General features: G+C 62.8%; 19 protein-coding genes and 2 pseudogenes. 11 read left to right on the forward strand and 10 right to left on the reverse strand.

Annotated elements, in window-relative coordinates; translation table 11 throughout:
- Positions 1-187: 187 nt before the first annotated feature.
- Both ABVN19_RS13470 and ABVN19_RS13475 read right to left on the reverse strand, forming a co-directional pair.
- Positions 188-1,066, reverse strand: coding sequence for a FecR domain-containing protein (locus tag ABVN19_RS13470; RefSeq protein ID WP_319801992.1), 879 nt, complete (start codon positions 1,064-1,066; stop codon positions 188-190).
- A gap of 7 nt (positions 1,067-1,073) precedes the next feature.
- A pseudogene (locus ABVN19_RS13475) lies at positions 1,074-1,577 on the reverse strand (sigma-70 family RNA polymerase sigma factor); the annotation flags it as partial.
- A gap of 136 nt (positions 1,578-1,713) precedes the next feature.
- Between ABVN19_RS13475 and ABVN19_RS13480 the strand changes: the two are divergent.
- Positions 1,714-2,202, forward strand: a complete 489-nt coding sequence (locus ABVN19_RS13480) for an LEA type 2 family protein (RefSeq protein WP_028944189.1) — start codon at positions 1,714-1,716, stop codon at positions 2,200-2,202.
- A gap of 7 nt (positions 2,203-2,209) precedes the next feature.
- On the opposite strand, the gene ABVN19_RS13485 is transcribed toward ABVN19_RS13480, so the two are convergent.
- On the reverse strand, positions 2,210-2,464 hold the full coding sequence (locus ABVN19_RS13485; RefSeq protein WP_028944188.1) for a hypothetical protein: 255 nt from the start codon (positions 2,462-2,464) through the stop codon (positions 2,210-2,212).
- A gap of 131 nt (positions 2,465-2,595) precedes the next feature.
- Here ABVN19_RS13485 and ABVN19_RS13490 point away from each other — a divergent pair, with 131 nt between their 5' ends.
- Positions 2,596-2,916 carry a DUF883 family protein gene (locus tag ABVN19_RS13490; RefSeq protein ID WP_028944187.1) on the forward strand — a complete coding sequence of 107 codons (321 nt, stop codon included), beginning with the start codon at positions 2,596-2,598 and terminating at the stop codon, positions 2,914-2,916.
- 118 nt (positions 2,917-3,034) lie between these two features.
- On the opposite strand, the gene ABVN19_RS13495 is transcribed toward ABVN19_RS13490, so the two are convergent.
- A complete protein-coding gene (locus ABVN19_RS13495) occupies positions 3,035-3,661 on the reverse strand; it encodes a response regulator transcription factor (protein WP_028944186.1) in 627 nt (208 codons plus the stop codon).
- On the reverse strand, positions 3,661-5,460 hold the full coding sequence (locus ABVN19_RS13500; protein WP_051270544.1) for a PAS domain S-box protein: 1,800 nt from the start codon (positions 5,458-5,460) through the stop codon (positions 3,661-3,663). Before ABVN19_RS13500 ends, ABVN19_RS13495 begins: the two co-directional genes overlap by 1 nt.
- A 202-nt stretch (positions 5,461-5,662) precedes the next feature.
- On the opposite strand from ABVN19_RS13500, the gene ABVN19_RS13505 reads away from it, so the two are divergent.
- From ABVN19_RS13505 to ABVN19_RS13515, 3 genes are all read left to right on the forward strand, one after another.
- The gene (locus ABVN19_RS13505) at positions 5,663-7,285 is read left to right on the forward strand and encodes an acyl-CoA synthetase (RefSeq protein ID WP_105642134.1); all 1,623 of its coding nucleotides are present in this window, start codon (positions 5,663-5,665) and stop codon (positions 7,283-7,285) included.
- Between the two features lie 23 nt (positions 7,286-7,308).
- Positions 7,309-9,078: an acyl-CoA dehydrogenase C-terminal domain-containing protein gene (locus ABVN19_RS13510; RefSeq protein ID WP_028944183.1), complete on the forward strand. Its 1,770-nt coding sequence runs from the start codon at positions 7,309-7,311 to the stop codon at positions 9,076-9,078.
- A gap of 188 nt (positions 9,079-9,266) precedes the next feature.
- On the forward strand, positions 9,267-10,274 hold the full coding sequence (locus tag ABVN19_RS13515) for a FecR family protein (RefSeq protein WP_105642135.1): 1,008 nt from the start codon (positions 9,267-9,269) through the stop codon (positions 10,272-10,274).
- Between the two features lie 26 nt (positions 10,275-10,300).
- Here the strand turns inward: ABVN19_RS13515 and ABVN19_RS13520 are convergent.
- Positions 10,301-11,621: pseudogene (locus tag ABVN19_RS13520) on the reverse strand (Na+/H+ antiporter family protein).
- Between the two features lie 259 nt (positions 11,622-11,880).
- Here ABVN19_RS13520 and ABVN19_RS13525 point away from each other — a divergent pair.
- The 6 genes from ABVN19_RS13525 (at position 11,881) to ABVN19_RS13550 (ending at position 20,321) form a co-directional block, all read left to right on the forward strand.
- A complete protein-coding gene (locus ABVN19_RS13525; protein ID WP_028944180.1) occupies positions 11,881-14,028 on the forward strand; it encodes a methyl-accepting chemotaxis protein in 2,148 nt (715 codons plus the stop codon).
- A 157-nt stretch (positions 14,029-14,185) separates the two neighbouring features.
- On the forward strand, positions 14,186-15,196 hold the full coding sequence (locus ABVN19_RS13530; protein ID WP_028944179.1) for an ABC transporter substrate-binding protein: 1,011 nt from the start codon (positions 14,186-14,188) through the stop codon (positions 15,194-15,196).
- A complete protein-coding gene (locus ABVN19_RS13535; protein WP_105642136.1) occupies positions 15,193-16,059 on the forward strand; it encodes a proline/glycine betaine ABC transporter permease in 867 nt (288 codons plus the stop codon). The genes ABVN19_RS13530 and ABVN19_RS13535 overlap by 4 nt, the downstream gene beginning before the upstream one ends.
- 45 nt (positions 16,060-16,104) lie before the next feature.
- Positions 16,105-16,971: a LysR family transcriptional regulator gene (locus ABVN19_RS13540; RefSeq protein WP_028944177.1), complete on the forward strand. Its 867-nt coding sequence runs from the start codon at positions 16,105-16,107 to the stop codon at positions 16,969-16,971.
- A gap of 110 nt (positions 16,972-17,081) precedes the next feature.
- Positions 17,082-17,999 (forward strand): AEC family transporter, encoded by a 918-nt coding sequence (locus ABVN19_RS13545; RefSeq protein ID WP_105642137.1) that lies wholly within the window; start codon positions 17,082-17,084, stop codon positions 17,997-17,999.
- Positions 18,000-18,122: 123 nt separating this feature from the next.
- Positions 18,123-20,321 carry a TonB-dependent siderophore receptor gene (locus tag ABVN19_RS13550; protein ID WP_105642138.1) on the forward strand — a complete coding sequence of 733 codons (2,199 nt, stop codon included), beginning with the start codon at positions 18,123-18,125 and terminating at the stop codon, positions 20,319-20,321.
- A gap of 27 nt (positions 20,322-20,348) precedes the next feature.
- Here the strand turns inward: ABVN19_RS13550 and ABVN19_RS13555 are convergent, their stop codons facing one another.
- The 4 genes from ABVN19_RS13555 to ABVN19_RS13570 are packed head-to-tail and all read right to left on the reverse strand — an operon-like array spanning position 20,349 to position 22,958.
- Positions 20,349-21,671 (reverse strand): sensor histidine kinase, encoded by a 1,323-nt coding sequence (locus ABVN19_RS13555; protein ID WP_028944174.1) that lies wholly within the window; start codon positions 21,669-21,671, stop codon positions 20,349-20,351.
- Positions 21,668-22,336, reverse strand: a complete 669-nt coding sequence (locus ABVN19_RS13560) for a response regulator transcription factor (protein WP_028944173.1) — start codon at positions 22,334-22,336, stop codon at positions 21,668-21,670. Before ABVN19_RS13560 ends, ABVN19_RS13555 begins: the two co-directional genes overlap by 4 nt.
- Positions 22,336-22,650 (reverse strand): PepSY domain-containing protein, encoded by a 315-nt coding sequence (locus ABVN19_RS13565; protein WP_028944172.1) that lies wholly within the window; start codon positions 22,648-22,650, stop codon positions 22,336-22,338. The genes ABVN19_RS13560 and ABVN19_RS13565 overlap by 1 nt, the downstream gene beginning before the upstream one ends.
- Positions 22,650-22,958: a PepSY domain-containing protein gene (locus ABVN19_RS13570; protein WP_028944171.1), complete on the reverse strand. Its 309-nt coding sequence runs from the start codon at positions 22,956-22,958 to the stop codon at positions 22,650-22,652. Before ABVN19_RS13570 ends, ABVN19_RS13565 begins: the two co-directional genes overlap by 1 nt.
- Positions 22,959-22,963: the final 5 nt, after the last annotated feature.

Consider the following 22,963-nt stretch of genomic DNA (forward strand, 5'->3'; position numbering starts at 1 on the left):
AAATGAGAATGAATTGCTGATCAGTCTCACTACGACGATTGGGCGAAGAAGAACTTGCAGTGCGAAACCAAAATTATTTTCAAACGGGTTGGCGCGGGCGAGTGCTGCGCAGTCGATCGCAGCCTCTTTCCTCGGCAGCGGCTACAGATTACTGCTGTAGCCGCTGAGCCAATTGCTCCCACCGCGGTCAGTACACCACCGCCAGCCAGGGCAGATAGGTGACCTTCAGCGCATACCGCTGCTCCAGCGTACGCAACAACCCTTGCGGATCATCCAGGTCGAACACCCCGCTGACCTGCATCGCCCCCAACTGCTGATCCGACAACACAATGCGACCATGCTGGTAGCGCTCCAGCTCAGCCAGCACTTCGCGCAACGGCTTGCCATTGAATATCAGCTTGCCCCGCTGCCAGGCCGTCAGCGCCCGCGCATCCGGGGTGGCCTGCAACAGCCGGTCGCCCACCTGCGCCTCACCCTGGGCAATCACGACCCGATTACCGCCGCCATTGCGGCGCACACTGAACACCGCTCCGCTCCCCTGCACCGGCTCACCACCGGCATCGACCACGAACGGTCGCGGATCACTGGCGGGCTCGAACAGCGCCTCACCCGCCTTGAGCAGCACCCGCCGCTGGCCATCGGTGAAATCCACCGACAACGCACTGCCACTGTTGAGCAGCACATGCGAGCCATCGGCCAGGGTAATGCGCTGCTGCTGGCCTACCGCGGTGTGGTAGTCGGCGAGCAAGGCCGGCGCCTGTTGCCAACCGCCATACCCCACCAGCGCCAGCACCAGCGATGCCGCCAGGGCCGAACCCCAGCGACGGCGACGCGGCGCTGGCAGTGTCAGTTCGGCGGCCGTGCGGGTCTGGCCCAGGTCGCCCCACAAGGCTTCGGCTTCCTGCGCCGCCTGTGCATGGGCAGGGCTCAGATTGCGCCAGCGCAGGTAGCGCCCACGGTCGGCATCGGTGGCGTTGCCTGAGTGCAGCAACACCTGCCAGTCGAGGGCATCGTCGGAGATATCGCTGATCGGCTGCGGTGCAGGCATGGAAAGGGCATCAATCATGGTTGTGTTTGAGCCAATTGCGGCAATGGCGCAGCGCCTGGCCGATGTATTTTGCCACCATGCTCTCGGAAACGCCCAGCTGTTGTGCGATCTGCGCCTGAGTCAGGCCCTCGACACGGTTGAGCAACAACGCCTGGCGGGCGTTGGGCGATAACTGCAGCAACGCCTCGTCCAAGTGCTTCAGGCGCTCGCGGGCCAGCAGGGCCGCCTCGGGCGCAGGCGACGGGCACGGCACCTCACGCGCAGCGTCGCTGTCATCGAGGTTGCCGGCCATGCGCTGCTCACGTCGCAAGGTATCGATGGCCAGGTTCCCGGCCACACGAAAAATGAAACTGCGCGCGTGCAGCACCGGCAGGTCCTGTTGCTCGATCTTGACCAGCTTGAGGTAGGTTTCCTGGGCCACGTCGGCCGCACGCTGACGGTCGCTCATGCGCCGGGTCAGGAACTGCAGCAGGTCATCGTAATGTTCCTGAAAGCTGGCAAGCAGCCCGGACACGGGAGACGTCAACATGGAGGAATTCGAAGGGCCTTGGGAACGGAAGACAGACGTTAATGAGAAACAGTATCGTTCATAACGCCAACGGCTTTCAACGTCGCCGTGCATTTGCCACACTGAACTTTCTATTCTGCCGCCTGGAGCTTCACCCATGCCCCATGGTTACCGTCACCTTTTGCGACTGTGCCTGGTACTGACGATACTCCTTGGCCTGAACGCCTGTGCCCTGTTCCAGGCGCGCGACCCCGTGAACATCAGCGTGATCGGCATCGAACCCCTGCCCGGCCAGGACCTCGAGGTGCGCATGGCGGTGAAACTGCGGGTGCAAAACCCCAATGAAACGCCGATCGACTACAACGGCATCGCCCTGAACCTTGAGGTCAATGGCCAACCGTTGGCGGCGGGAGTGAGTGACCAGAGCGGCAGCATTGGCCGCTTCGGCGAAAGCGTACTGGTGGTGCCGGTGAGCGTCACCGCCTTCACCGTCCTGCGCCAGGCCGTGGGCCTGAGCCGGGTACAGACGCTCGACGGCTTGCCCTACGTGCTGCGTGGCAAGCTTGCCGGCGGCCTGTTCGGCACCCGGCGCTTCAGTGACAGCGGTCGACTGAGCCTGCCACAACCGAGCGCCCCGTCCAGGTAAAGGCCTGTTACTTGGCGGCAGCCATCAGCTTGTTGACTTCACTGCGCACCATATTGGCGAACTCGGGCGGCGACATGCCGTCCAGCTCGGTGCGAACCCATTCGGCCCACTTGCCCTTGCGCCGCGGTTTTTCGGCGATCAGCCGGGCGGCTTCGCCCTTGGCCTTGCCCAGGTTGGTCTGCCAGAGCTCGAACAAACGTGCTTTCTCGTCCTCGATCTGCGCCCGTTCGGCGAAACTCTTGTTGGCCAGATTGAAACTCATGAGGGGTGTCCTGCCGCTGGAAAATAGGCGCTATCTTACACTGTAGCCGCCGGAGTCCGGCACTCCGCTGCAACTTTCCGTACACAGCGGCATCCACTGTTCAATGCCCATCAACTGACGAGGAAATGCCCATGGCCAGGAAAACCACCGTGCAAGCCGAAGCCGAGCAAATCAAGGACCAGGCGTTCAGCGAGCTGCAGGCGTTGATCGAAGAATCGGAAAAGCTGTTGCAGGACAGCGCCAAGCTGGTGGGAGAAGACGCCGACACGCTGCGGGCCCAGATCGGCCTGAAACTCAAACAGGCACGTGAATCGGTCGGGAACGTACGCAGCAAGGCACAGCCGGTGGTCGATGCCACCCAGGACTACATCGGTGGACACCCGTGGCAGACCGTGGCGATTTCGGCCGGGTTCGGGCTCGTGGTGGGGCTGTTGCTGGGGCGTCGCGCCTAGCATCCCGAAACCGTAGCCGCTGCCGCCAGGCTGCGATCGACTGCACAGCAATCGCCTAGTGGTGTCTACGACCGCTTCGCGGCCGATCGCGGCCTCGCGGCAGCGGCTACAACAGCGTTCAGCGCAGTCTCAACGCCTGCACCACCCCACAGGCAATCGCCATCCCCACCAGGGCTGGCAGCGTTTCGGCCTCCATGCGCTTCATCACCCGTGCCCGGTACAGGTCGACGGTCTTCACGCTGATTTCAAGTTGCTCGGCAATTTCCCGGTTGCTGAACCCCTGCACCAGCGGTACAAATACGTCGCGCTCACGCGGGGTCAGGCTATCGATCCGCGCCTGCACCTGGTCACGCGGCCCGCTGCCGGCCAGGGCCTGGGATGATCGGTCCAGCGCGGCCTGGACTGCATCCAGCAACAGCTGGTCGTTATAGGGCTTTTCAATGAAGTCGCAAGCGCCCGCCTTGAACGCACGCACCACGATCGGTACATCGGCATGGCCGCTGACAAAGATCACCGGCAACTCGACGCCGCGCCCGCGCAAGGCCTCCTGGACACCCAGCCCGCCCATCCCCGGCATACGCACATCCAGCAGCACGCAAGCGGGCAAGTGACCGTCACAGGCACTTAAGAACGCTTGGCCACTGGTAAAGGGCAACGCCTGGATACCGACCGACTCCAGCAGCCAGACCGTGGAGTCGAGCATGCCCTGGTCGTCGTCGACCACATAGACTTTCGGTTGCTGCATTACACATCCTCTGGTGCGGCGCCGGCCACTGGAGCCAGCCGACAAGACAAAACCAACCCACCCGCTCCACCTGGCATCGCCTGCAAGGTGCCGCCAAAACCTTCGATGATACTGCGGCTCATACTAAGGCCAAGGCCGAGCCCTTCGGGCTTGCTGGTGTTGAAGGGGGTAAAAATACCGTCCAGGCGCTCTGGCGCTACACCCGGCCCCTGGTCGATCACTTCGATCTGCACCTGCCCGGCGACCAGCGCGGCGCTGAGCACGATACGCGAGGGCTGGCCTGAGTGCTGCTCGCGATTGGCATCAATGGCGTTGCGCAGCAGGTTGAGCAGCACCTGTTCGAGCAACACCCGGTCGGCGTACACCGTCGGCAGCGTATCGGCTACCTGCTGCACGATGGTCACCTGGTCGCGCGTCGCTTCCCAGTCGCACAGCCGTACCGCTTCAGTGGCGATATCGCCGACATGCAAGGCCTGCAAGCGCCGGGGTTCCTTGCGCAGGAAGGCACGCAGACGCTTGATCACCGCAGCGGCATGGGTGGCCTGCTCGCTGATGCGCTGCAACCCCTGAGAAACCCGCGCGGCCGCCTGGGGATCACGCTCCAGGGCCTGTAGGTAACGCTGGCTGGCACCGGCGTAGTTGACCACCGCCGCCAACGGCTGGTTGATCTCATGGGCAATGCCCGAGGCCAGCTCGCCCAAGGTGATCAAGCGCGCGCTGTGGGCCAGTTCGTCCTGATGCCGACGTTGCTGGCTTTCGCGCAGTTCACGTTCGGTCATGTCTCGCGCCACCAACGAGTAGTAGCGCTCGCCGCCCGTGCCGCGATGGGCCAGCAGTACCAGCGACACGGGGAATGCCGCAGCGCCCTGCCAGGGTATCAACCGCGTCTCGGCATGCCACACCCCGCCTTGTTCGGCACACTGCCAGCCTTCGCGATCCAGTCGTTGCTGCAGGCCCGGGTCCAGCAGGGCCTGCAGCAGCGGCAGTGCATCGACTTCCTGCAACGCCAGCGCCCGCCGCGCCGAACCATTGAGGTAACTCAGGCGCCCGTCACGGTCGGTGAACAGCACAAGATCGGTATTGGCCTCCACCACTTCGGCCAGCCGCCGGCGGTTTTCCTGGGCCTCGATCCGCACGCTGATATCCCGTGAGACGCTGACGATCTCTACCACTGCACCGGTGTAGGTTTCGCGAATGGCACGGCTGGCGATCTCGAACCACAGGTAGCGGCCGTCACGGTGACGCACCCGGCAGGTCATGGTCTGGTAGCCGTCCTGTTCCAGGGCCTGAGCGGCCAGCATCAGCGACTGCTGGCGGTCCTGTTGATGGAACAGCGACTGCACCGGCACCCCGCGCAGTTGCTCGGGCCAATACCCGAGCAAACGGTAGGACGCGGGCGAAGCGTCGAGAAAACAGCCATCGGGGCTGTGCCGGGAAATCAGGTCGGTGGTGTTCTCGGTGATCAACCGGTACAGGCGCCGGGCCTGGCTGGCCTCGCGCTCAGCCAGGCGCTCGGCGGTGGCGTCGCGACAACGCGCCAGTACTTGCCCGGTGCTGGCAGGCATGAAGGTCCAGAGCAGAATCCGCCCGGCTACGGATGCTTCGACATCGCTGATGGCCCGCACCTGGCCCAGGCAGGCCGTGACCAGGGCCTGCAAGTTGCTCGGCAACCAGTAATCTGCCGACCGTTCGGGCCACGGCCCCAGCATGGCCTGCAGTGCAGGGTTGACCGCCAGCACCGCGCAAGAGGCGTCCAGAAGCAGGCTGGGCTGGGGATCACTGTCGAGCAAGGGCGTCATGGGTGCACTCAAAGGATGGCCTTGAAGCCTGATATGGTACTTCTACTATATTGCTATAGTCCATCTTCCAAGTAACATAGCGATTCACGTAAAAAATGTGACACCTGAAGGGCCCACCCTTCACGACACCTGATCAGAGCTAACAATCAGCCACCGGGAGTTGTACTGCGCCACGCGCCGACTCCCTGCACAGGAACATTGCATGTCGATCTTCTCCCAGGGCCTGGCGCCCGCCCCTGTCAATCACCAGGCCTTGAGCCCCTTGAGTTTCATCGAACGCACGGCGGCGGTCTATGGCCACTACCCGGCGGTGATCCACGGTGCCATCCGGCGCAACTGGCAACAGACCTACGAACGCTCCCGGCGCCTGGCCAGTGCCTTGGCCGGGCGCGGTATCGGCCAGGGCGACACTGTAGCGGTGATGTTGCCCAATATCCCGGCGATGCTTGAAGCGCACTTCGGCGTGCCGATGATCGGCGCAGTGCTCAATGCCCTGAACGTACGCCTGGACGCCGAGGCCATTGCCTTCATGCTCGAGCATGGCGAGGCCAAGGTACTGATTACCGACCGCGAGTTCCACAAGGTGATCGAAGGCGCCCTGGCGCTGATGGAAAACCCGCCGTTGGTGATCGATGTCGACGATCCGGAGTACGGCGAGGGCCAGGCCGTCAGTGACCTGGACTACGAGGCCTTCCTGGCCGAAGGCGATCCCGACTTCGTCTGGCACTGGCCCGAGGACGAATGGCAGGCCATCTCGCTGAACTACACCTCCGGCACCACCGGCAACCCCAAGGGCGTGGTCTATCACCACCGTGGCGCCTACCTCAATGCCCTGGGCAACCAGATGACCTGGGCCATGGGCAACCACCCGGTCTACCTGTGGACCCTGCCGATGTTCCACTGCAACGGCTGGTGCTACCCCTGGACCGTCACCGCCCTGGCCGGCACCCATGTGTTCCTGCGCCGGGTCGACCCGCAAAAGATCCTCACCCTGATTCGCGAACACCAGGTAACCCACCTGTGCGGAGCACCTATCGTGCTCAATGCCCTGATCAACATGCCCGAATCGGCCAAGGCGGCCATCGATCACCCGGTCAATGCCATGGTGGCCGGCGCGGCGCCGCCCGCCAAGGTGATTGGCGCGGTGGAAGAAATGGGCATCAAGGTCACCCACGTGTATGGCTTGACCGAGGTCTATGGCCCGGTGACCGTCTGCGCCTGGCACGCCGAGTGGGACGAGCAGCCATTGGCAGAACGGGCGCGGATCAAGTCCCGCCAGGGCGTGCGCTACCCCACCCTCGAGGGCCTGATGGTCGCCGACCCGCAGACACTTGAGCCGGTGCAGCGCGACGGCAACACCCTGGGCGAGATCTTCATGCGCGGCAACACGGTGATGAAGGGCTACCTGAAGAACCCCGAGGCTACTGCCGAAGCCTTCCGCGGCGGCTGGTTCCACACCGGCGACCTGGCGGTATGGCATGCCGACGGTTATGTCGAGATCAAGGACCGGCTCAAGGACATTATCATTTCCGGTGGCGAAAACATTTCCACCATCGAAGTGGAAGACACCCTCTACAAGCACCCTGCTGTACTCGAGGCCGCCGTGGTGGCCCGTCCGGATGAAAAGTGGGGCGAGACGCCCTGCGCCTACATCACCCTCAAGGCCGGTTTTGATCAGACCCGCGACACCGAGATCATCAGCTTCTGCCGCGAGCACCTGGCGGGTTTCAAGATACCCAAGACCGTGGTCTTCAGCGAGTTGCCGAAAACCTCCACCGGCAAGATCCAGAAGTACCTGCTACGTGACTGGGCCAAGGCGCTCTGACCCCCTTTTGATGCGAGATCCCCATGCCTGAATTCAATGCTCCCCTGCGCGACATGCGTTTTGTGCTCCACGAAGTGTTCCAGGGCCCGGCCCTGTGGGCACGCCTGCCGGCCCTGGCCGAACGGGTGGATGCCGACACCGCCGATGCCATCCTTGAAGAAGCGGCGAAAATCACTGGCCAATTGATCGCCCCGCTCAACCGCAGTGGTGACGAACAGGGCGTATCGTTCGATGCAGGCCAGGTACGCACCCCCGAGGGCTTTGCCCAGGCCTGGCAGACCTACCGCGAAGGCGGCTGGGTCGGTCTTGCCGGCAACCCGGAGCACGGCGGCCTGGGCATGCCGAAAATGCTCGCGGTGCAGTTCGAGGAAATGCTCTATGCCGCCAACTGCAGCTTCAGCCTGTATTCGGCCCTGAGCGCCGGTACCTGCCTGGCCCTCGACGCCCACGCCAGCGACGAACTCAAGGCGGCCTACCTGCCGGCGCTGTACAGCGGCCAGTGGGCCGGCACCATGTGCCTGACCGAACCCCATGCCGGCACTGACCTGGGGATCATTCGCACCAAGGCAGAACCTCATGCCGATGGCAGCTACCGGATCAGTGGCACCAAGATTTTCATCACCGGTGGCGAGCAGGATCTGACCGAGAACATCATCCACCTGGTGCTGGCCAAACTGCCGGACGCCCCGGCCGGGCCCAAGGGCATCTCGCTGTTCCTGGTACCCAAGTTCCTGGTCAATGCCGACGGTACCCTGGGCGAGCGCAACCCGGCTCACTGTGGTTCGCTCGAACACAAGATGGGCATCAAGGCCTCGGCCACCTGCGTGATGAACTTCGACGGTGCCACCGGCTACCTGATCGGTGAACCCAATCGCGGGTTGGCTGCCATGTTCACGATGATGAACTACGAGCGCCTGTCCATCGGTATCCAGGGCATCGGCTGCGCCGAGGCGTCGTACCAGAACGCCGCCCGTTATGCCCAGGACCGCCTGCAAAGTCGCGCCGCCAGCGGCCCACAGGCACGGGAGAAGATCGCCGACCCGATCATCGTCCACGCCGATGTGCGCCGCATGCTGCTGACCATGCGCACCCTGACCGAAGGCGGTCGCGCGTTTGCCACCTACGTCGGCCAGCAATTAGATATTGCCAAGTACGCCGAGGCACCCGAAGAGCGTGAAGCCGCACAACGTCAGGTGGCACTTTTGACGCCAGTGGCCAAGGCGTTCTTTACCGACAACGGCCTGGAAAGCTGTGTGCTCGGTCAGCAGGTGTTCGGCGGCCACGGCTACATTCGCGAATGGGGCCAGGAGCAATTGGTGCGCGACGTGCGTATCGCCCAGATCTACGAAGGCACCAACGGCATCCAGGCCCTGGACCTGCTCGGGCGCAAGGTGGTAGCTGATGGCGGCAAGGCCCTGGCCGAGTTCACCGTCCAGGTCCGCAGCTTCTGCGAAGGCCGGACACCCTATCGCGACCCCTTGCTCACGGCCGTGGCCGAGCTGGAAAGCCTCAGTCAATGGTTGTGCGAACAGGCCGTAAAGGACCCGAACGCAATCGGCGCGGCATCGGTGGAGTACCTGCAGGTGTTCGGTTATGTGGCTTACGCCTACATGTGGGCACGCATGGAGGCCGTGGCCAGTGAACATCTGGAGCAGGACCGGGCGTTCTATGAAGCCAAACGGGCCAGTGCGGCGTTTTTCTTTGCCCGCCTGCTGCCGCGCACCTTGTCGCTTCAGGCCAGCATCCGAGCGGGCAGCACCGCACTGTTTGGCCTCGCAGCCGAACAGTTCTGAGCTTCATCACGGCCAGCCATCGGTGCGATAGTGTCGCTATCGCACCGATGGCTGGCGAAATAGCTGCGAATTCGATGTTTTTGCACGATTATTCTGCAATGACTTTCTTTGACTGATAGTTATTCGCCATTATCTCGGTTCTCGCCCCCAGCCCTGCAAGGTTAGAATGGGCAAAACCGGGAGCCTCGATGAACCACACCAGCCTCAGCGCCGACGATCACGATGCCATCACCGATGCCGCCGCGCAGTGGTGCCTGCGCCTTCAGGCTGGAGATTGCACGGCAGCTGAACACCAGGCCTTCGGGCAATGGCTGGCCGCAAACCCGCTGCACGCCCAGGAATACCAGGCAATGCTGGAGATCTGGCACACCGCCGACCATCTCTCGCGCCCGGCTGTGGCAAGCAATGTCATCACCCACTCCGAGCGTCGGCGCAGCACTTGGCGCCACTACGCCTTGGCTACCGCCATTGCCCTGGCGGCCTTGCCCGCAGGCGCCTGGATCGGCTGGGAGCAAGGTTGGCTGCCCAACAGCTACCAGCACCTGGAAAGCACCAATACAATCACTCATGCCGTGCTCGAGGATGGCAGCGAGGTCGAACTGAACCTGGCCAGCGAATTGCGCTATAGCAACTACAAGGGCGAACGCCGGGTCACGCTGATCAAGGGCGAGGCCTTCTTCAAGGTCCGACACGATAGTCAGCACCCGTTCATCGTGCATGCGGCCAACGGCCAGACCCGAGTCACCGGTACCCAGTTCAACGTGTGGAAGTATGAGGATCGGGTCAAGGTGACCCTGGTCGAAGGCTCGGTACTGGTCGACAGCAACAGCCAGGATACCGAGGGCGGCTACCGCCTGGTCCCGGGCATGCAGGCCAGCTACCAGGCCGGCGACTACGAGCCGCATTTGAGCCAGACCTACGCCCAGGACACCAGTCTGTCCTGGCGCAATGGCAAGTTGATCCTCGACAACCTGAGCCTCGAGCAGGCTCTGCCACAGATCAATCGCTACCTGGAAAAGCCGTTGCTGCTGGCCGACGAGAGCATCGGCAACATTCGCATCAGCGGCGTGTATGACACTGCCCAGATCAACCGCCTGGTGGGCAACCTGCCCAAGGTGTTGCCGGTCTACCTGACGCGCAACAAGCAGGGCAACATGGTGCTGAACCGCATCTCGCCGCCACCTTCGCGGGGTTGAGCCTTGCGCCCAACCCCGCTTTTCCCCTAGAGCATCATTGCCGCCAGCCAACCGAACGCCAGCAACGGCAGGTTGTAGTGGATGAAGGTCGGTACCACGGTGTCCCAGATGTGGTGATGCTGGCCGTCGACGTTCAGGCCCGAGGTCGGACCGAGGGTCGAGTCCGAGGCCGGCGAAGCCGGCATCCCCCAGGGCGCCCGCGGTACCGACGATACACACGGTGGCCACCGGGTCGAAGCCCAGTTGCACGCACAGCGGCACGAAGATCGCGGCCAGGATCGGTACGGTAGAGAACGACGAACCGATGCCCATGGTCACCAACAAACCCACCAGCAGCATCAGCAGTGCGCCAACGCCCTTGCTGTGGTTGATCCACGCAGCCGAAGCCTCGACCAGGCTCTTGACCTCACCGGTGGCCTTCATCACTTCGGCAAAGCCTGAGGCCGCAATCATGATGAAGCCGATCATGGCCATCATCTTCATGCCTTCGGTGAACAGGTCGTCGGTTTCTTTCCAGCGCACGATCCCCGACACCGAGAAAATCAGGAAGCCCGCCATGGCACCGATGATCATCGAGTCCAGCCACAGCTGAATGACGAACGCCGCGGCAATGGCCACGCCGGCCACCAGCAAGGTCAGCGGGTTGTAGCGCACCGACACCTGCTCGACCTTCTCGATTTTCTCAAGATCGTAGACGCGTTTTTTCCGGTAGCTGAACAGCACCGCCACCAGCAGGCCGAAGAGCATCCCCGCCGCCGGGATCGCCATGGCATGGGTAACATTGACGCCGCTGACATCCACCCCGCTGCGGCTGACGTTGGCCAGCAGGATTTCATTGAGGAAGATGTTGCCAAAGCCCACTGGCAGGAACATGTACGGGGTGATCAGGCCGAAGGTCATGACGCAGGCAATCAGGCGTCGGTCCAGCTGCAGCTTGGTCAGCACATATAGCAGTGGCGGCACCAGCAGCGGAATGAAGGCGATGTGGATCGGCAGGATGTTCTGCGACGAAATCGCCACCACCAGCAACAGGCCGATCAGCAGCCATTTGACCTTGGCGGTCGAGTCGTGCCCCTGGCGGTCGACCATTGTCAGAATGCGATCGGCCAGGGCATGAGCCATGCCGGACTTGGCAATGGCCACGGCAAACGCCCCGAGCAAGGCATAGGACAACGCCACGGTGGCACCGCCGCCCAGGCCGCCATTGAACGCCTTGAGCGTACCTTCGATACCCAGGCCACCCACCAGCCCACCGGCCAGCGCGCCGACGATCAGGGCGATCACCACATGCACGCGGGACAGACTCAATATCAGCATGATGCCGACCGCGGCAATTACTGCATTCATTCCTGTGACCTCTAGAAACCAGACAAAAAGCGACCGATTCGGCAACAGACTGCTCGGGGCAGTGGCCGAACGACGGGTATTTTTTATGGAGGGCGCACACTCTGAAGCACCCCCTCGCGCTTGTCAAAGTCAAGCGTTGGACGGGTGTCGTCTGGGTGAACGAAAACGACGCAATTGAATTGAACGTTTGAATAAAGAAGCGGGATATCCGGCCGATAACCTCCGCAGCCTCAGACTTTCAGAATCAAGGGACTTCGCCATGCCTTTCAGACAACTGTCCATTCAGTGGAAGATCACCCTGTTGGCGGGCTTGTGCCTGGCCAGCATTGTCACACTGCTGGTGGGCCTTTCGCTGTACCGCATGGAGCACAGCTCGGAACTGGTGAAGGCCAGCAGCATGCACATGCTGACCGAAGCGGCCCAGGGACGCATCGAATCCCAGGGCGAAGTCCAGGCCCTGAACATCCGCCGCCAATTCATGGATGCCTACCAGTACGGTGCCGGCTTTTCCCGGCAGGTACTGTTCTTGCGTGAACAGGCCGAGAAGCGTTTTCTCGACGCCTTCGACCTGCGCGAAGATTTGACCCGCCAGGTACGCGCAGCCTTGCAGGCCAATCCTGACTTGCTCGGCCTGTCACTGGTATTCGAGCCCAATGCCTTGGACAACAAGGACGAACTGTTCGCCAATCAAGAGGAACTGGGCAGTAACGAAAAAGGCCGCTTTGCCCTGTACTGGTCGCAACCGACCCCGGGCCAGCTCACCTCCATGGCCCTGCCCGAGCATGACCTTGCCGATACCAGCATCGGCCCCAGCGGCGAGCCCGCCAACTTCTGGTCGGTGTGCCCGCGCACCACGCGCAAGACGTGCGTGATCGAGCCCTACTTCTACGCGATCGACGGCCAGCAGGTACTGATGACCAGTATCGTGTTCCCGCTGATGGTGGCCGACAAGGTCGTCGCCACCCTGTCCATCGACATCAACCTCAACAGCCTTCAGGCCATGAGCCAACAGGCCAGCCGCAACCTGTACCAGGGCCAGACACACGTCAGCATTTTGAGCCCGGCGGGCCTGCTGGCGGGCTACAGCCCGGATGCCGGCAAACTGGCCCAGCGCTTTGACCAGGTAGACCGCGACAAAGGCGCCGAGCTGGTACGCCTGCTGGCCGACAGCATTCCACTGCACAGCATCCACCATGAGCAGCGCCTCAAAGTGCTGGCTTCCTTTGCCCCAATTCCCGGCGGCAAGGCCTGGGGCGTGTTGCTCGATGTACCGGAGAGTGCCCTGACCGGTCCGGCCGAAGCACTCAAGCAAGAGCTCGACCGGAGCAACACCAGCGGCATGCTGATCGAACTGGGCCTGGGTGGACTGGCGGCCGTCGTCGGCCTGCTGCTGATCTGGCTGATGGCCCGTGGCGTGACCCGGCCGATCCTCGGTGTGGCTGACATGCTCAAGGACATCGCCAGCGGCGAAGGCGACCTGACCCGTCGCCTGCACTACGACAAACGCGATGAACTGGGCGAGTTGGCTGGCTGGTTCAACCGCTTCCTGGACAAACTGCAGCCGACCATTGCCGAGGTCAAACGCTCGGTGCAGGCGGCGCGCGACACCGCCGACCAATCCTCGGCAATTGCCACCCAGACCAGCGCCGGCATGGAGCAGCAGTACCGCCAGGTCGACCAGGTGGCTACCGCTTCCCATGAAATGAGCGCCACTGCCCAGGATGTCGCCCGCAGCGCCGCGCAAGCAGCGCAGGCAGCCCGCGATGCCGACCAGGCCACGCGCCAGGGCCTGGCGGTGATCGACCGCACCACTACCAGCATCGACACCCTGGCCGCCGACATGAGCACGGCCATGAGCCAGGTAGAAGGCCTGGCCGAGAACAGCGAGAAAATCGGCTCGGTGCTGGAGGTGATCCGCTCCATCGCCGAACAGACCAACCTCCTGGCCCTCAACGCAGCCATCGAAGCCGCTCGCGCCGGTGAAGCGGGCCGCGGTTTTGCCGTGGTCGCCGATGAGGTACGCAACCTGGCCCGCCGTACCCAGGAGTCGGTGGAAGAAACCCGCCAGGTGATCGAAGAACTGCAAGCGGGCACCCGCGACGTGGTCGGTGCGATGGACAGCAGCCATCGCCAGGCCCAGGGCAGTGTCGAGCAAGTGGGCCAGGCGGTTACCGCCCTGCAGCAGATTGGTGATGCCGTTACCGTGATCAACGACATGAACCTGCAGATCGCCAGCGCCGCCGAGGAGCAGAGTGCTGTGGCCGAGGAAATCAACAACAACGTCGCGACCATTCGCGATGTGACCGAGTCGCTGTCGGAACAGGCCAACGAATCGGCGCGGGTCAGCCAGTCGCTCAACAGCCTGGCCAACCAGCAGCAGGGGTTGATGGACCAGTTCCGCGTGTAAGCGCGTGGCAGCCGCTGCCGCCAGGCTGCGATCGACCCCTCAGCAGTCGTCATCCAGTCACCTCGACGGGCCTGAATGACGGCCGTTTCACGCCCGATCGCAGCCTGGCGGCAGCGACTACACTTGCCAGACTCCATTGCCCTGCGAGCGAGGCACGATGAATCGACTTATCTCCCTGGTGGGCAGCGTACTGCTGACCCTGGGCCTGATCAGCCCAAGCCATGCCGCCAACACCTCCAAACCCATCCTGTTCGGTGACATCACCTGGGAAAGCGGGAGCCTGACCACCGAAATCCTGCGCCTGATCGTCGAGAAAGGTTACGGCTATTCCACCGACACCCTGCCCGGCAGCACCGTCAGCATGGAGGTGGCCCTGGCCCGCAACGACATTCAGGTCATCGGCGAAGAATGGGCCGGCCGCAGCCCGGCCTGGATAAGGGCCGAGCAGGCCGGCCAGGTGTTCGCCCTCGGTGACACGGTGAAGAACGCCGATGAAGGCTGGTATGTACCCGAATACGTGATCAAGGGCGATGCCGGGCGCGGGATCGAAGCGCTGGCCCCGGACCTCAGGTCAGTCACCGACCTCAAACGCTATGCCAAGGTTTTCAGCGACCCGGAAGCCCCGGCAAAAGGCCGCTTCCTCAACAGCCCCAGCGGCTGGACCTCCGAGACGGTCAACAGCCAAAAGCTCAAGGCCTATGGCCTCGACGATCTGTATGTGAACTTTCGCAGCGGCTCCGGTGCAGCCCTCGACGCCGAGATCACTTCGTCGATCCGCCGCGGTAAACCGGTGCTGTTCTATTACTGGTCGCCCACCCCGCTGATGGGCCGTTTCGCGCTGGTACGCCTTGAAGAACCGCCGTTCAGCGAACAGGCCTGGAAGACCCTGACCGACGCCAGCAACCCCAGTCCACAAGGCAGCCGGTCGCTGCCTGCCAAGCTGTCCATTGGCGTTTCCGCCGCGTTCAAGCAACAGTACCCGGACCTGGTCGAGTGCTTCGCCAAGGTCGACCTGCCCATCGACACGCTCAACAAGACACTGGCGCACATGAGCGAGCGCCGCCAGTCGCCGCGAGATGCAGCAGTGGCGTTCATGAAGGATCACCCTGATGTGTGGAAGGCCTGGCTGCCTGCCGAGGTCGCCGGCAAAGTAGAGGACGGCCTGTGAGTGGAGGCTTCCCGCAGTCGCTGCATGTCTCATTCGCCGACCAGGTCAATCGCTTTGTAGACTGGTTGGTGCTCGCTTATGGCGATCAGTTGCGCGGCGTCTCCGACGCTTTGCTGCAACTGCTGGTAGCCCTGGAAACCCTGCTGCGCGCTACGCCCTGGTGGCTGTTGCTGCTGATCGTCGCCGTGCTCACCTGGCATGCCAGTCGCAGCCTGCTGCGGGCCCTGGTACTGACCGGCCTGCTGTTTCTGATTGGCGTGATCGGCCTGTGGGACAAACTCCTGCAGACCTGCGCCCTGGTGCTGGTCAGTACCGGCCTGTGCATTCTCATCGGGGTTCCCATCGGCGTGCTGTTGGCCAGTCGACCACTGGCACGCAGACTGATGATGCCGGTACTCGACGTCATGCAGACGCTGCCCAGCTTCGTCTATTTGATCCCGGTGTTGATGCTGTTCGGGCTGGGCAAGGTGCCGGCGATCTTCGCCACCCTCATCTATGCCCTGCCGCCACTGATCCGCCTGACCGAACTGGGCCTGTCGCAGATCGACCCGTCCCTGACCCAGGCCGCCCAGGGGCTCGGCGCCGGGCGCTGGCAGCGGCTGCGCCGGGTGATGCTGCCATTGGCCATGCCGAGCATCATGGCCGGGCTCAACCAGTCGGTGATGATGGCCCTGTCGATGGTGGTGGTCGCCTCGATGATCGGCGCGCGAGGGCTGGGGGAGGATGTGCTGGCGGGGATTCAGACATTGAATGTCGGCAAGGGCGTTGAAGCCGGGTTGGCGATCGTGGCGCTGGCGATGGTGATTGATCGAATTACCCAGGCGTATGGACAGCCAAAGACGAGTACTTTCAATCAGCGTTGATCAACGCGATGATGCACATCACTCGCCCCCAACCGGAGCCCACGCGTGTCCCTCAAAGCCCTCCGCACCCTGGTGACCATTGCTCGCCACGGCACCTTTGCCCGCGCCGCCGATATCCTCAGCTTGACGCCCTCGGCCGTCAGCCTGCATATCCGCAGCCTGGAGGAAGAACTGCAGGTCACGCTGTTCGACCGCAGTCGGCGCCAGGTCAGCCTGACCGGGGCCGGGCACCTGGTGGTGGAGCGGGCCGAAGGGATTCTGGCGGCGTATGACGACATGGCCGATGCCCTGGTCAGCGGCCCGGGCCTGAGTGGTCGACTGAAAATCGGTGCCATTCATACTGCCCTGGCCGGTCGCCTGCCGGCAGCGCTGGTACGGATCAAGGCCGAGCATCCCCACTTGCACATCAGCGTATTGTCGGGGATGTCCGCCGAGCTTGCACGGCGCGTCGAGGACGGCGAGCTGGATGCGGCCATCACCACCGAGCCTGTGGCGCCCTACCCCGCCAATCTGGACTTCACCCCGCTCTACCAGAACCGCTTCTGGGCCGTCGCCGGCCCTGCGTTTGCCGGCGTCAGTTTGCGCGAGCTGCTGGCCACCCAACCGTTCCTGCGCTTTGATAAACGCGCCTGGGCCGGGCGCATCATCGAACAGGAACTGCGCAAACTGCAACTGCCGGTCAGCGAACAAATGGAGCTGGACAGCCAGCAAGCCCTCACGCACATGGCCTCGATGAGCCTGGGCGTGGCTATCGTGCCCCTGGCTGACGAAGACTTGCAGCACCTGCCCGATGTGACCTTGTTGCCGTTCGGTGAACCGCAGCGGGTGCGCCATGTCGGCTTGATCGAACACGCCAGCAGTCGACGTCGGCACCTGACGGCGGTGCTGAAGACGGCACTGGGTCAACCGTGAAGTTTTTCTCATCGGTTGGTTGAGAATTCTGCGTTTTTTTCTTTCAGTGCTTCAGGCTAGCCTGATGTCGAGTCTCGCGTGGGACGACCGACTGATAGGAAAACCGTCTGATGTTGCAACTGATCCTCGCCACTATCGTGCCCATTGCCTTGCTGATTGCCTTGGGCCGCTGGCTTCGGGCGCAGGGTTTTCTGGGTGAGCACTTCTGGCCCGCGGCCGAACGCCTGAGCTACTTCGTGTTGCTGCCGGCGCTGTTCATGCACGGCCTGACCACGGCTGACCTGACAGGCCTGCCCGTGTTCGACATGGTGACGGTGCTGCTGCTTTCGACGGTGATCGGCGCAACCTTGCTGGTGTTGTGCAAGGGGGCGGTGGCCAGTGACGGAGCCAGTTTCACCTCGGTATTCCAGGGCGGCGTGCGCTTCAACAACTACATTGGTGCGACCCTCGCCGCAGGGATCTATGGCAGCGGCGGAATCGCCCTGGCCGCTGTGGCAAATGCGGCCATCGTGCCGACCGTGAACGTGCTGTGCGTGATGGTGTTCGCCCGCTACAGCGGCACGCGCAGCTCGGCCAGTGCGGTTGCGAAGGCGATCGTCACCAACCCGCTGATCGTTGGTTGCGCCGCCGGGATTGCCTTGCGCGTGACTGGCCTGGGGCTACCGGCAGGTATTGAACCGACCATCAAGGCCCTTGGCCAGGCCGCTCTGCCCTTGGGCCTGCTATGTGTTGGCGCCGCATTGGGCAGCAGTGCCCAAGGTTTGGGCAGACGGCCGTTGCTGGCGGCGTCGCTGTTCAAGTTCGTGGTGCTGCCTTTGACCACATTTGGTATATGCCGGGCACTGGGCCTGAGCGGCCAGGCGGCGATCATCGCCATCCTGTTCCAGGCACTGCCCACCGCATCGTCTTCCTATGTGATGGCTCGGCAAATGGGCGGTAACGCACCGCTGATGGCCAACATCATTGCCTTGCAGACCCTGCTGGCTGCCTTGACCTTGCCGGTGATGCTGAGCCTGACGCTGGTGTGAAGTGGAAGGTAATTTTTTGTATCTGAATGATAACGCTTTGCAAATACACCTGTTAACATTTGCGATTACTAATTACTCGCAACGCCAGGAAGGCGCCAACTCGACATTAACAGGGCCTCCGCCATGGCTTTACGCTCCCACTTTCGCCCCACCCTGCTTGCCGTTTGCTGTGCTGCCAGCGTAACCGCGCACGGCGCCGACGCCGTTCTGGAGCTCGACGCTACCGCTGTCAATGCCCAGGCCACCAAGCCCCTGCGCAATGCGCCAGTCGAGGAATATGCCGGCGGCCAGGTTGCCCGTGGCGGGCAGATGGGCGTATTGGGGAACCAGGACAATATGGATGTCCCCTTCACCATGACCAGCTATACCTCGAAACTGATCGAGGACCAGCAGGCCGAAGACGTGGGCGATGTTTTGCTCAACGACCCGTCAGTGCGCCAGTCTGTCGGCTTCGGCAACCAGTCGCAGGTCTTCGTGATTCGCGGCTTGCCCCTGAGTGGCGATGATATTTCCTACAACGGCCTGTATGGCGTATTGCCGCGCCAGATCATCTCCACCGATGGGGTGGATCGGGTCGAGGTGTTCAAGGGGCCCAACGCCTTCATCAATGGTGTCAGCCCTACCGGCGGCGGCCTGGGCGGCAGCGTCAACCTGCAACCCAAACGTGCCGGCGACACGCCAACCCGCCGCTACACCCAGGACATTTCCACCGATGGCCGCATCGGCGAGCATCTGGATATCGGCCAGCGCTTCGGTGCCGACAACCGTTTCGGTGCACGCCTGAACCTCTCCCAACGTGAGGGCGAAACAGCGGTCGAAGATCAGGATCAGCGCAGCAAGCTGTTTGTCGCAGGCCTGGACTACCAGGGTGATCGCTTCAGTGTGTCCACCGATTTCGGCTACCAGAAAGAACGCGTCAACCACCTGCGCAACTCGGTGCAGCTCGGCGCCGGCCTCACCGATATTCCCCGCGCCCCCGATGCCAGCCACAACTACGGGCAGGACTGGACCTTCACCGAGACCGAAGACACCTTCGGCATGGTGCGCGGCGACTGGGACTTGAACGACAACTGGAGCGCTTACCTGGCCGGTGGCGTCAAGCACACCCGCGAGACCGGGTTCTACGGCACCCCGACCCTGACCAATGCCGCCACGGGTGCGGCGACCATGGGCGGCTCGTTCATTCCACACAACGAAGACAACACTACATTCATGGGCGGCCTCAACGGCAAGCTGCAAACCGGGCCGGTCAGCCACCAGTTGAACCTGGGCGCTTCGACCATCTGGACCCAGCAGGAAAACGCCTACGTGTTCTACCGTGGCCAACCGACCAACATCTACAACACCACCCCGCTGCCCAAGCCGACCGCTGTGACCATCACCGGCGGCGAATTGGGTGATCCGGGTGTCACCGGTAAGACCCGCAACCGCAGCATTGCCTTCTCCGACACTCTGGGCTTTTTCGACGACACCCTGCTACTGACCGCTGGGGTGCGCCGCCAACAGTTGCGGGTGGAGAACTACCTGTACGACGGCTCCACCTCCGGCGGCGTGGCCAACCCGGCCAACGACGGCAGCCGCAGCGCCCTGTATGACAAGGGCATCACCACACCGGTGTACGGCATCGTCTACAAGCCTACCGAATCGGTGTCGCTGTATGCCAACCGCATCGAAGGCCTGTCCAAGGGCCCGACGGCCTCGGCCAACGCCATCAACCGCGGCGAAGCGTTCCCACCCGGGCGCACCAAGCAGATCGAAGCAGGCGTCAAGTACGATCAGGGCACCTTCGGCGCCAACCTTGCGGTCTTCCGTATCGAGAAGCCCAGTGACGGCTACCTCGACAGCAACACCGGGTTTTACCTGCGTGATGGCGAGCAGGTGAACCGCGGCATCGAGCTGAGCATCTTCGGTGAGCCACTGCCGGACCTGCGCCTGCTGGCCGGCGGAACACGTCTTGATTCGGAGCTGAAGAAAACACAGAACGGCACCAACGACGGCAACCATGCCATTGGGGTCCCGACCTTCCAGCTGAACGCGAGTGTCGACTGGGACGTTCCAGGGCTGGACGGCGTGGCGCTCAATGCACGGATGCTGCGCACCGGCGGACAATATGCCGATCAGGCCAACACCCTGAGCCTGCCTACCTGGAACCGCTTCGATGCCGGTGCTCGTTACCGCTTCAAGGTCCAGGAGAAGGACATCACCTTGCGCATGAACGTCGAGAACATCAGCGACAAGAACTACTGGGCCTCGGCCAACGGGGGTTACCTGACCCAAGGCGAGCCTCGCCTGGTGAAGTTCTCGGGCACCGTGGACTTCTGATCGATCCGGTGGCGGGCAGGGCCCTGATCAGCGCCCTGCTCGACGCGGTAACTCGATGCACACCCGCAGCCCCTCCAACGGGCTCTGCTCAAGGCTCATACGCCCGCCCCAGGCTTCGACGATATCGCGCACGATCCCAAGCCCCAGGCCGTGGCCATTGACCTGCTCATCGAGCCGGGTGCCTCGTTCCAGCACCTGCGCTCGAGCAGCCTCGGGAATACCAGGGCCATCGTCGTCGATCAGCAGCCGGTAATGCTCCGGCTGTTCTTCGATGCTCAGTTGCACCTGGCTGTCAGCCCACTTGCAGGCGTTGTCCAACAGGTTGCCGAGCAGCTCGAGGAGGTCTTCACGGTCCCAGGGCAGCAGCAGCCCGGGGGGGACTTGCTGGCTCAACTCCAGCCCTTCGCCATGGATCATCCCCAAGGTCGAGAGCAACCCGGGCAGCTCGGCATCACAGTCGAACTGCGCACCCGGCAAGGCATCGCCGGCCAGCCGGGCTCGATTGAGTTCGCGGCTCAGTCGCTGCTGAATCTGCTCCAACTGTTCACGTAGCTGCGCGCGCACCTCTGGCAACGCTTTCAGGCGCTCACTGGAGGCCAGGCTGAGCAACACCGCCAGGGGCGTTTTCAAGGCATGGCCCAGGTTGCCCAAGGCATTGCGCGAGCGGCGCAGACTGTCTTCGGTATGGGCCAACAAGTGGTTGATTTGTGCGACCAGCGGCTCCAGCTCGATGGGCACCTGGGTATCAAGCTGCGAGCGTTTGCCCTGCTGCAACTGGGCAATCTGTTCTCGCGCGCGCTCCAGGGGACGCAATGAGCGTGTGACGGTAATGCGCTGCAGCACCAGCACCAGTACCAGGGCCAGCAGCCCCAGTCCCAGGCCGATTTGCTGCATGCGCTGGAACTGCTCGCGTACGGGGGTGTAGTCCTGGGCGACGCTGATCGAGATCGACTGGCCGAAGCGCCGGTAGTCACTGCGCAGAACCAGCAGTTGTTGATCTTCAGGCCCCAGCTTGAGGTCGGTATGCAGACCGGCCGTGGCCGGTGTCGGCATTTCGAGGTCCCACAGCGAACGGGAACGCCAGTTGCCACCCTCGAAATCGATTCGGAAGTAGTACCCGGAAAACGGACGTTTATAGGCCGAGGAGATCCGTCGCTCATCCAGCTCGAGGCCTGTCTGCCCGCGTACCAGGGCAACCAGCAGGTTCTCGCTTTCCTTGCGCAGGCCGGTTTCCAGGTAGCGTTGCAAACCTACCTCGAACAACCACAGGCTCAATTGAGCAAGGGCCAACCCCACCAGCACCAGCACCGCGACCAGGCCCAGGCTCAGGCGTGCCTGGATCGACTTCACTCGCTGCTCCCGGCGTAGCGATAACCCTGACCGCGACGAGTCTCGATCACGCTACGGCCGAGCTTGCGACGCAGGTGGTTGACGTGGACTTCCAGCACATTGGAGTCGCGCTCTGTCTCACCGTCATAAAGGTGCTCGGCCAAATGGCTCTTGGAGAGGATCTGTTGCGGGTGCAGCATGAAATAGCGCAGCAAACGGAATTCTGCCGCCGTGAGCTGGATGTCGACGCCGTCACGCATCACACATTGGCGTCCTTCATCGAGCTGCAGGCCTGCGGCTTCCAACGTTGTCTGATTGGCAAGGCCACGCGCGCGGCGCAACAACGACTGGACTCGCAACTGCAGCTCTTCGGGGTGAAAGGGTTTGCTCAGGTAGTCATCGGCCCCGGCCTTCAGGCCCTCGATACGTTCGGCCCAGGAACTGCGGGCAGTGAGGATCAGCACAGGCGTTGCAAGGCCGGACGCACGCCATTGGGCCAATACGTCCAGCCCGGACAATCCGGGCAAGCCCAGGTCGAGAATGATCAGGTCATAGGGTTCGCTGCTACCCTGGTGGACGGCATCGCGACCGTCTGCCAGCCAGTCGACTGCATATCCCTGGCGCTGCAGCCCCTGGATCAGTTCATCTGCCAGCGGGACATTGTCCTCGACCAGTAACAGGCGCATCAGTCATCTTCCTCGTCTTTGAGCAGAGCTCCATTGGTTGCGTCGAGTTTGATCTCGCGCACCACCCCCTCAGGGGTCAACAGCTCGACTTCGTACTCATAGCGGTCGTGCTTTTCTTCCAGCTCCGCCTCCAACAACGTCGCCCCGGGATAGCGACCCAGGGCGTCATTGAGCAGTTGCTCGAGCGGCAGGATGATGCCTTGCTGGCGCAACCGCAGGGCTTCGTCCTGATCAAGATCGCGGGCCGAGGCCTGCGAACAGAGGGCTAACAGCGCAGCGAGTGCCACCTGCGCTGTTCGCAATCGAACCGTCATTAGTTATCCCGGGCGTCCTTGAGGATTTCGCCAGTCTTGGCGTCCATGTCGACATCCCACTCGACGTTCTGGGCATCACGCAGCTCGACCTTATAGATGTAGCGGCCGTACTCGTCTTCAAGCTCCGAGTCGGTAACGGTGGCGCCTGGGTGCTTGGCGACAGCCTTGGCCTTCAGGTCGTCCAGCGACAGGATGGTTTTGGCTTGAACCAGTTTCACAACTTCATCCGGTTGTACGTCCTTGGCCATGGCAACGTTGGCGCTCAGGGCAAGCGCAGCAGTGGCGAACAGGGCAGTCAAAGTTTTCATGGTGT

The organism is Pseudomonas vranovensis, assembly GCF_040438935.1.
In the GTDB taxonomy this organism is placed as follows: domain Bacteria; phylum Pseudomonadota; class Gammaproteobacteria; order Pseudomonadales; family Pseudomonadaceae; genus Aquipseudomonas; species Aquipseudomonas vranovensis.

Bases quoted from the DNA above. Each gene is read 5' to 3' on its own strand.
- ABVN19_RS13565 (WP_028944172.1), bottom strand. From the start codon at position 22,650: ATGACGGTTCGATTGCGAACAGCGCAGGTGGCACTCGCTGCGCTGTTA.
- ABVN19_RS13545 (WP_105642137.1), top strand. From the start codon at position 17,082: ATGTTGCAACTGATCCTCGCCACTATCGTGCCCATTGCCTTGCTGATT.
- ABVN19_RS13490 (WP_028944187.1), top strand. From the start codon at position 2,596: ATGGCCAGGAAAACCACCGTGCAAGCCGAAGCCGAGCAAATCAAGGAC.
- ABVN19_RS13480 (WP_028944189.1), top strand. From the start codon at position 1,714: ATGCCCCATGGTTACCGTCACCTTTTGCGACTGTGCCTGGTACTGACG.
- ABVN19_RS13510 (WP_028944183.1), top strand. From the start codon at position 7,309: ATGCCTGAATTCAATGCTCCCCTGCGCGACATGCGTTTTGTGCTCCAC.
- ABVN19_RS13560 (WP_028944173.1), bottom strand. From the start codon at position 22,336: ATGCGCCTGTTACTGGTCGAGGACAATGTCCCGCTGGCAGATGAACTG.
- ABVN19_RS13525 (WP_028944180.1), top strand. From the start codon at position 11,881: ATGCCTTTCAGACAACTGTCCATTCAGTGGAAGATCACCCTGTTGGCG.
- ABVN19_RS13505 (WP_105642134.1), top strand. From the start codon at position 5,663: ATGTCGATCTTCTCCCAGGGCCTGGCGCCCGCCCCTGTCAATCACCAG.
- ABVN19_RS13500 (WP_051270544.1), bottom strand. From the start codon at position 5,460: ATGACGCCCTTGCTCGACAGTGATCCCCAGCCCAGCCTGCTTCTGGAC.
- ABVN19_RS13530 (WP_028944179.1), top strand. From the start codon at position 14,186: ATGAATCGACTTATCTCCCTGGTGGGCAGCGTACTGCTGACCCTGGGC.
- ABVN19_RS13470 (WP_319801992.1), bottom strand. From the start codon at position 1,066: ATGATTGATGCCCTTTCCATGCCTGCACCGCAGCCGATCAGCGATATC.
- ABVN19_RS13515 (WP_105642135.1), top strand. From the start codon at position 9,267: ATGAACCACACCAGCCTCAGCGCCGACGATCACGATGCCATCACCGAT.
- ABVN19_RS13495 (WP_028944186.1), bottom strand. From the start codon at position 3,661: ATGCAGCAACCGAAAGTCTATGTGGTCGACGACGACCAGGGCATGCTC.
- ABVN19_RS13485 (WP_028944188.1), bottom strand. From the start codon at position 2,464: ATGAGTTTCAATCTGGCCAACAAGAGTTTCGCCGAACGGGCGCAGATC.
- ABVN19_RS13550 (WP_105642138.1), top strand. From the start codon at position 18,123: ATGGCTTTACGCTCCCACTTTCGCCCCACCCTGCTTGCCGTTTGCTGT.
- ABVN19_RS13570 (WP_028944171.1), bottom strand. From the start codon at position 22,958: ATGAAAACTTTGACTGCCCTGTTCGCCACTGCTGCGCTTGCCCTGAGC.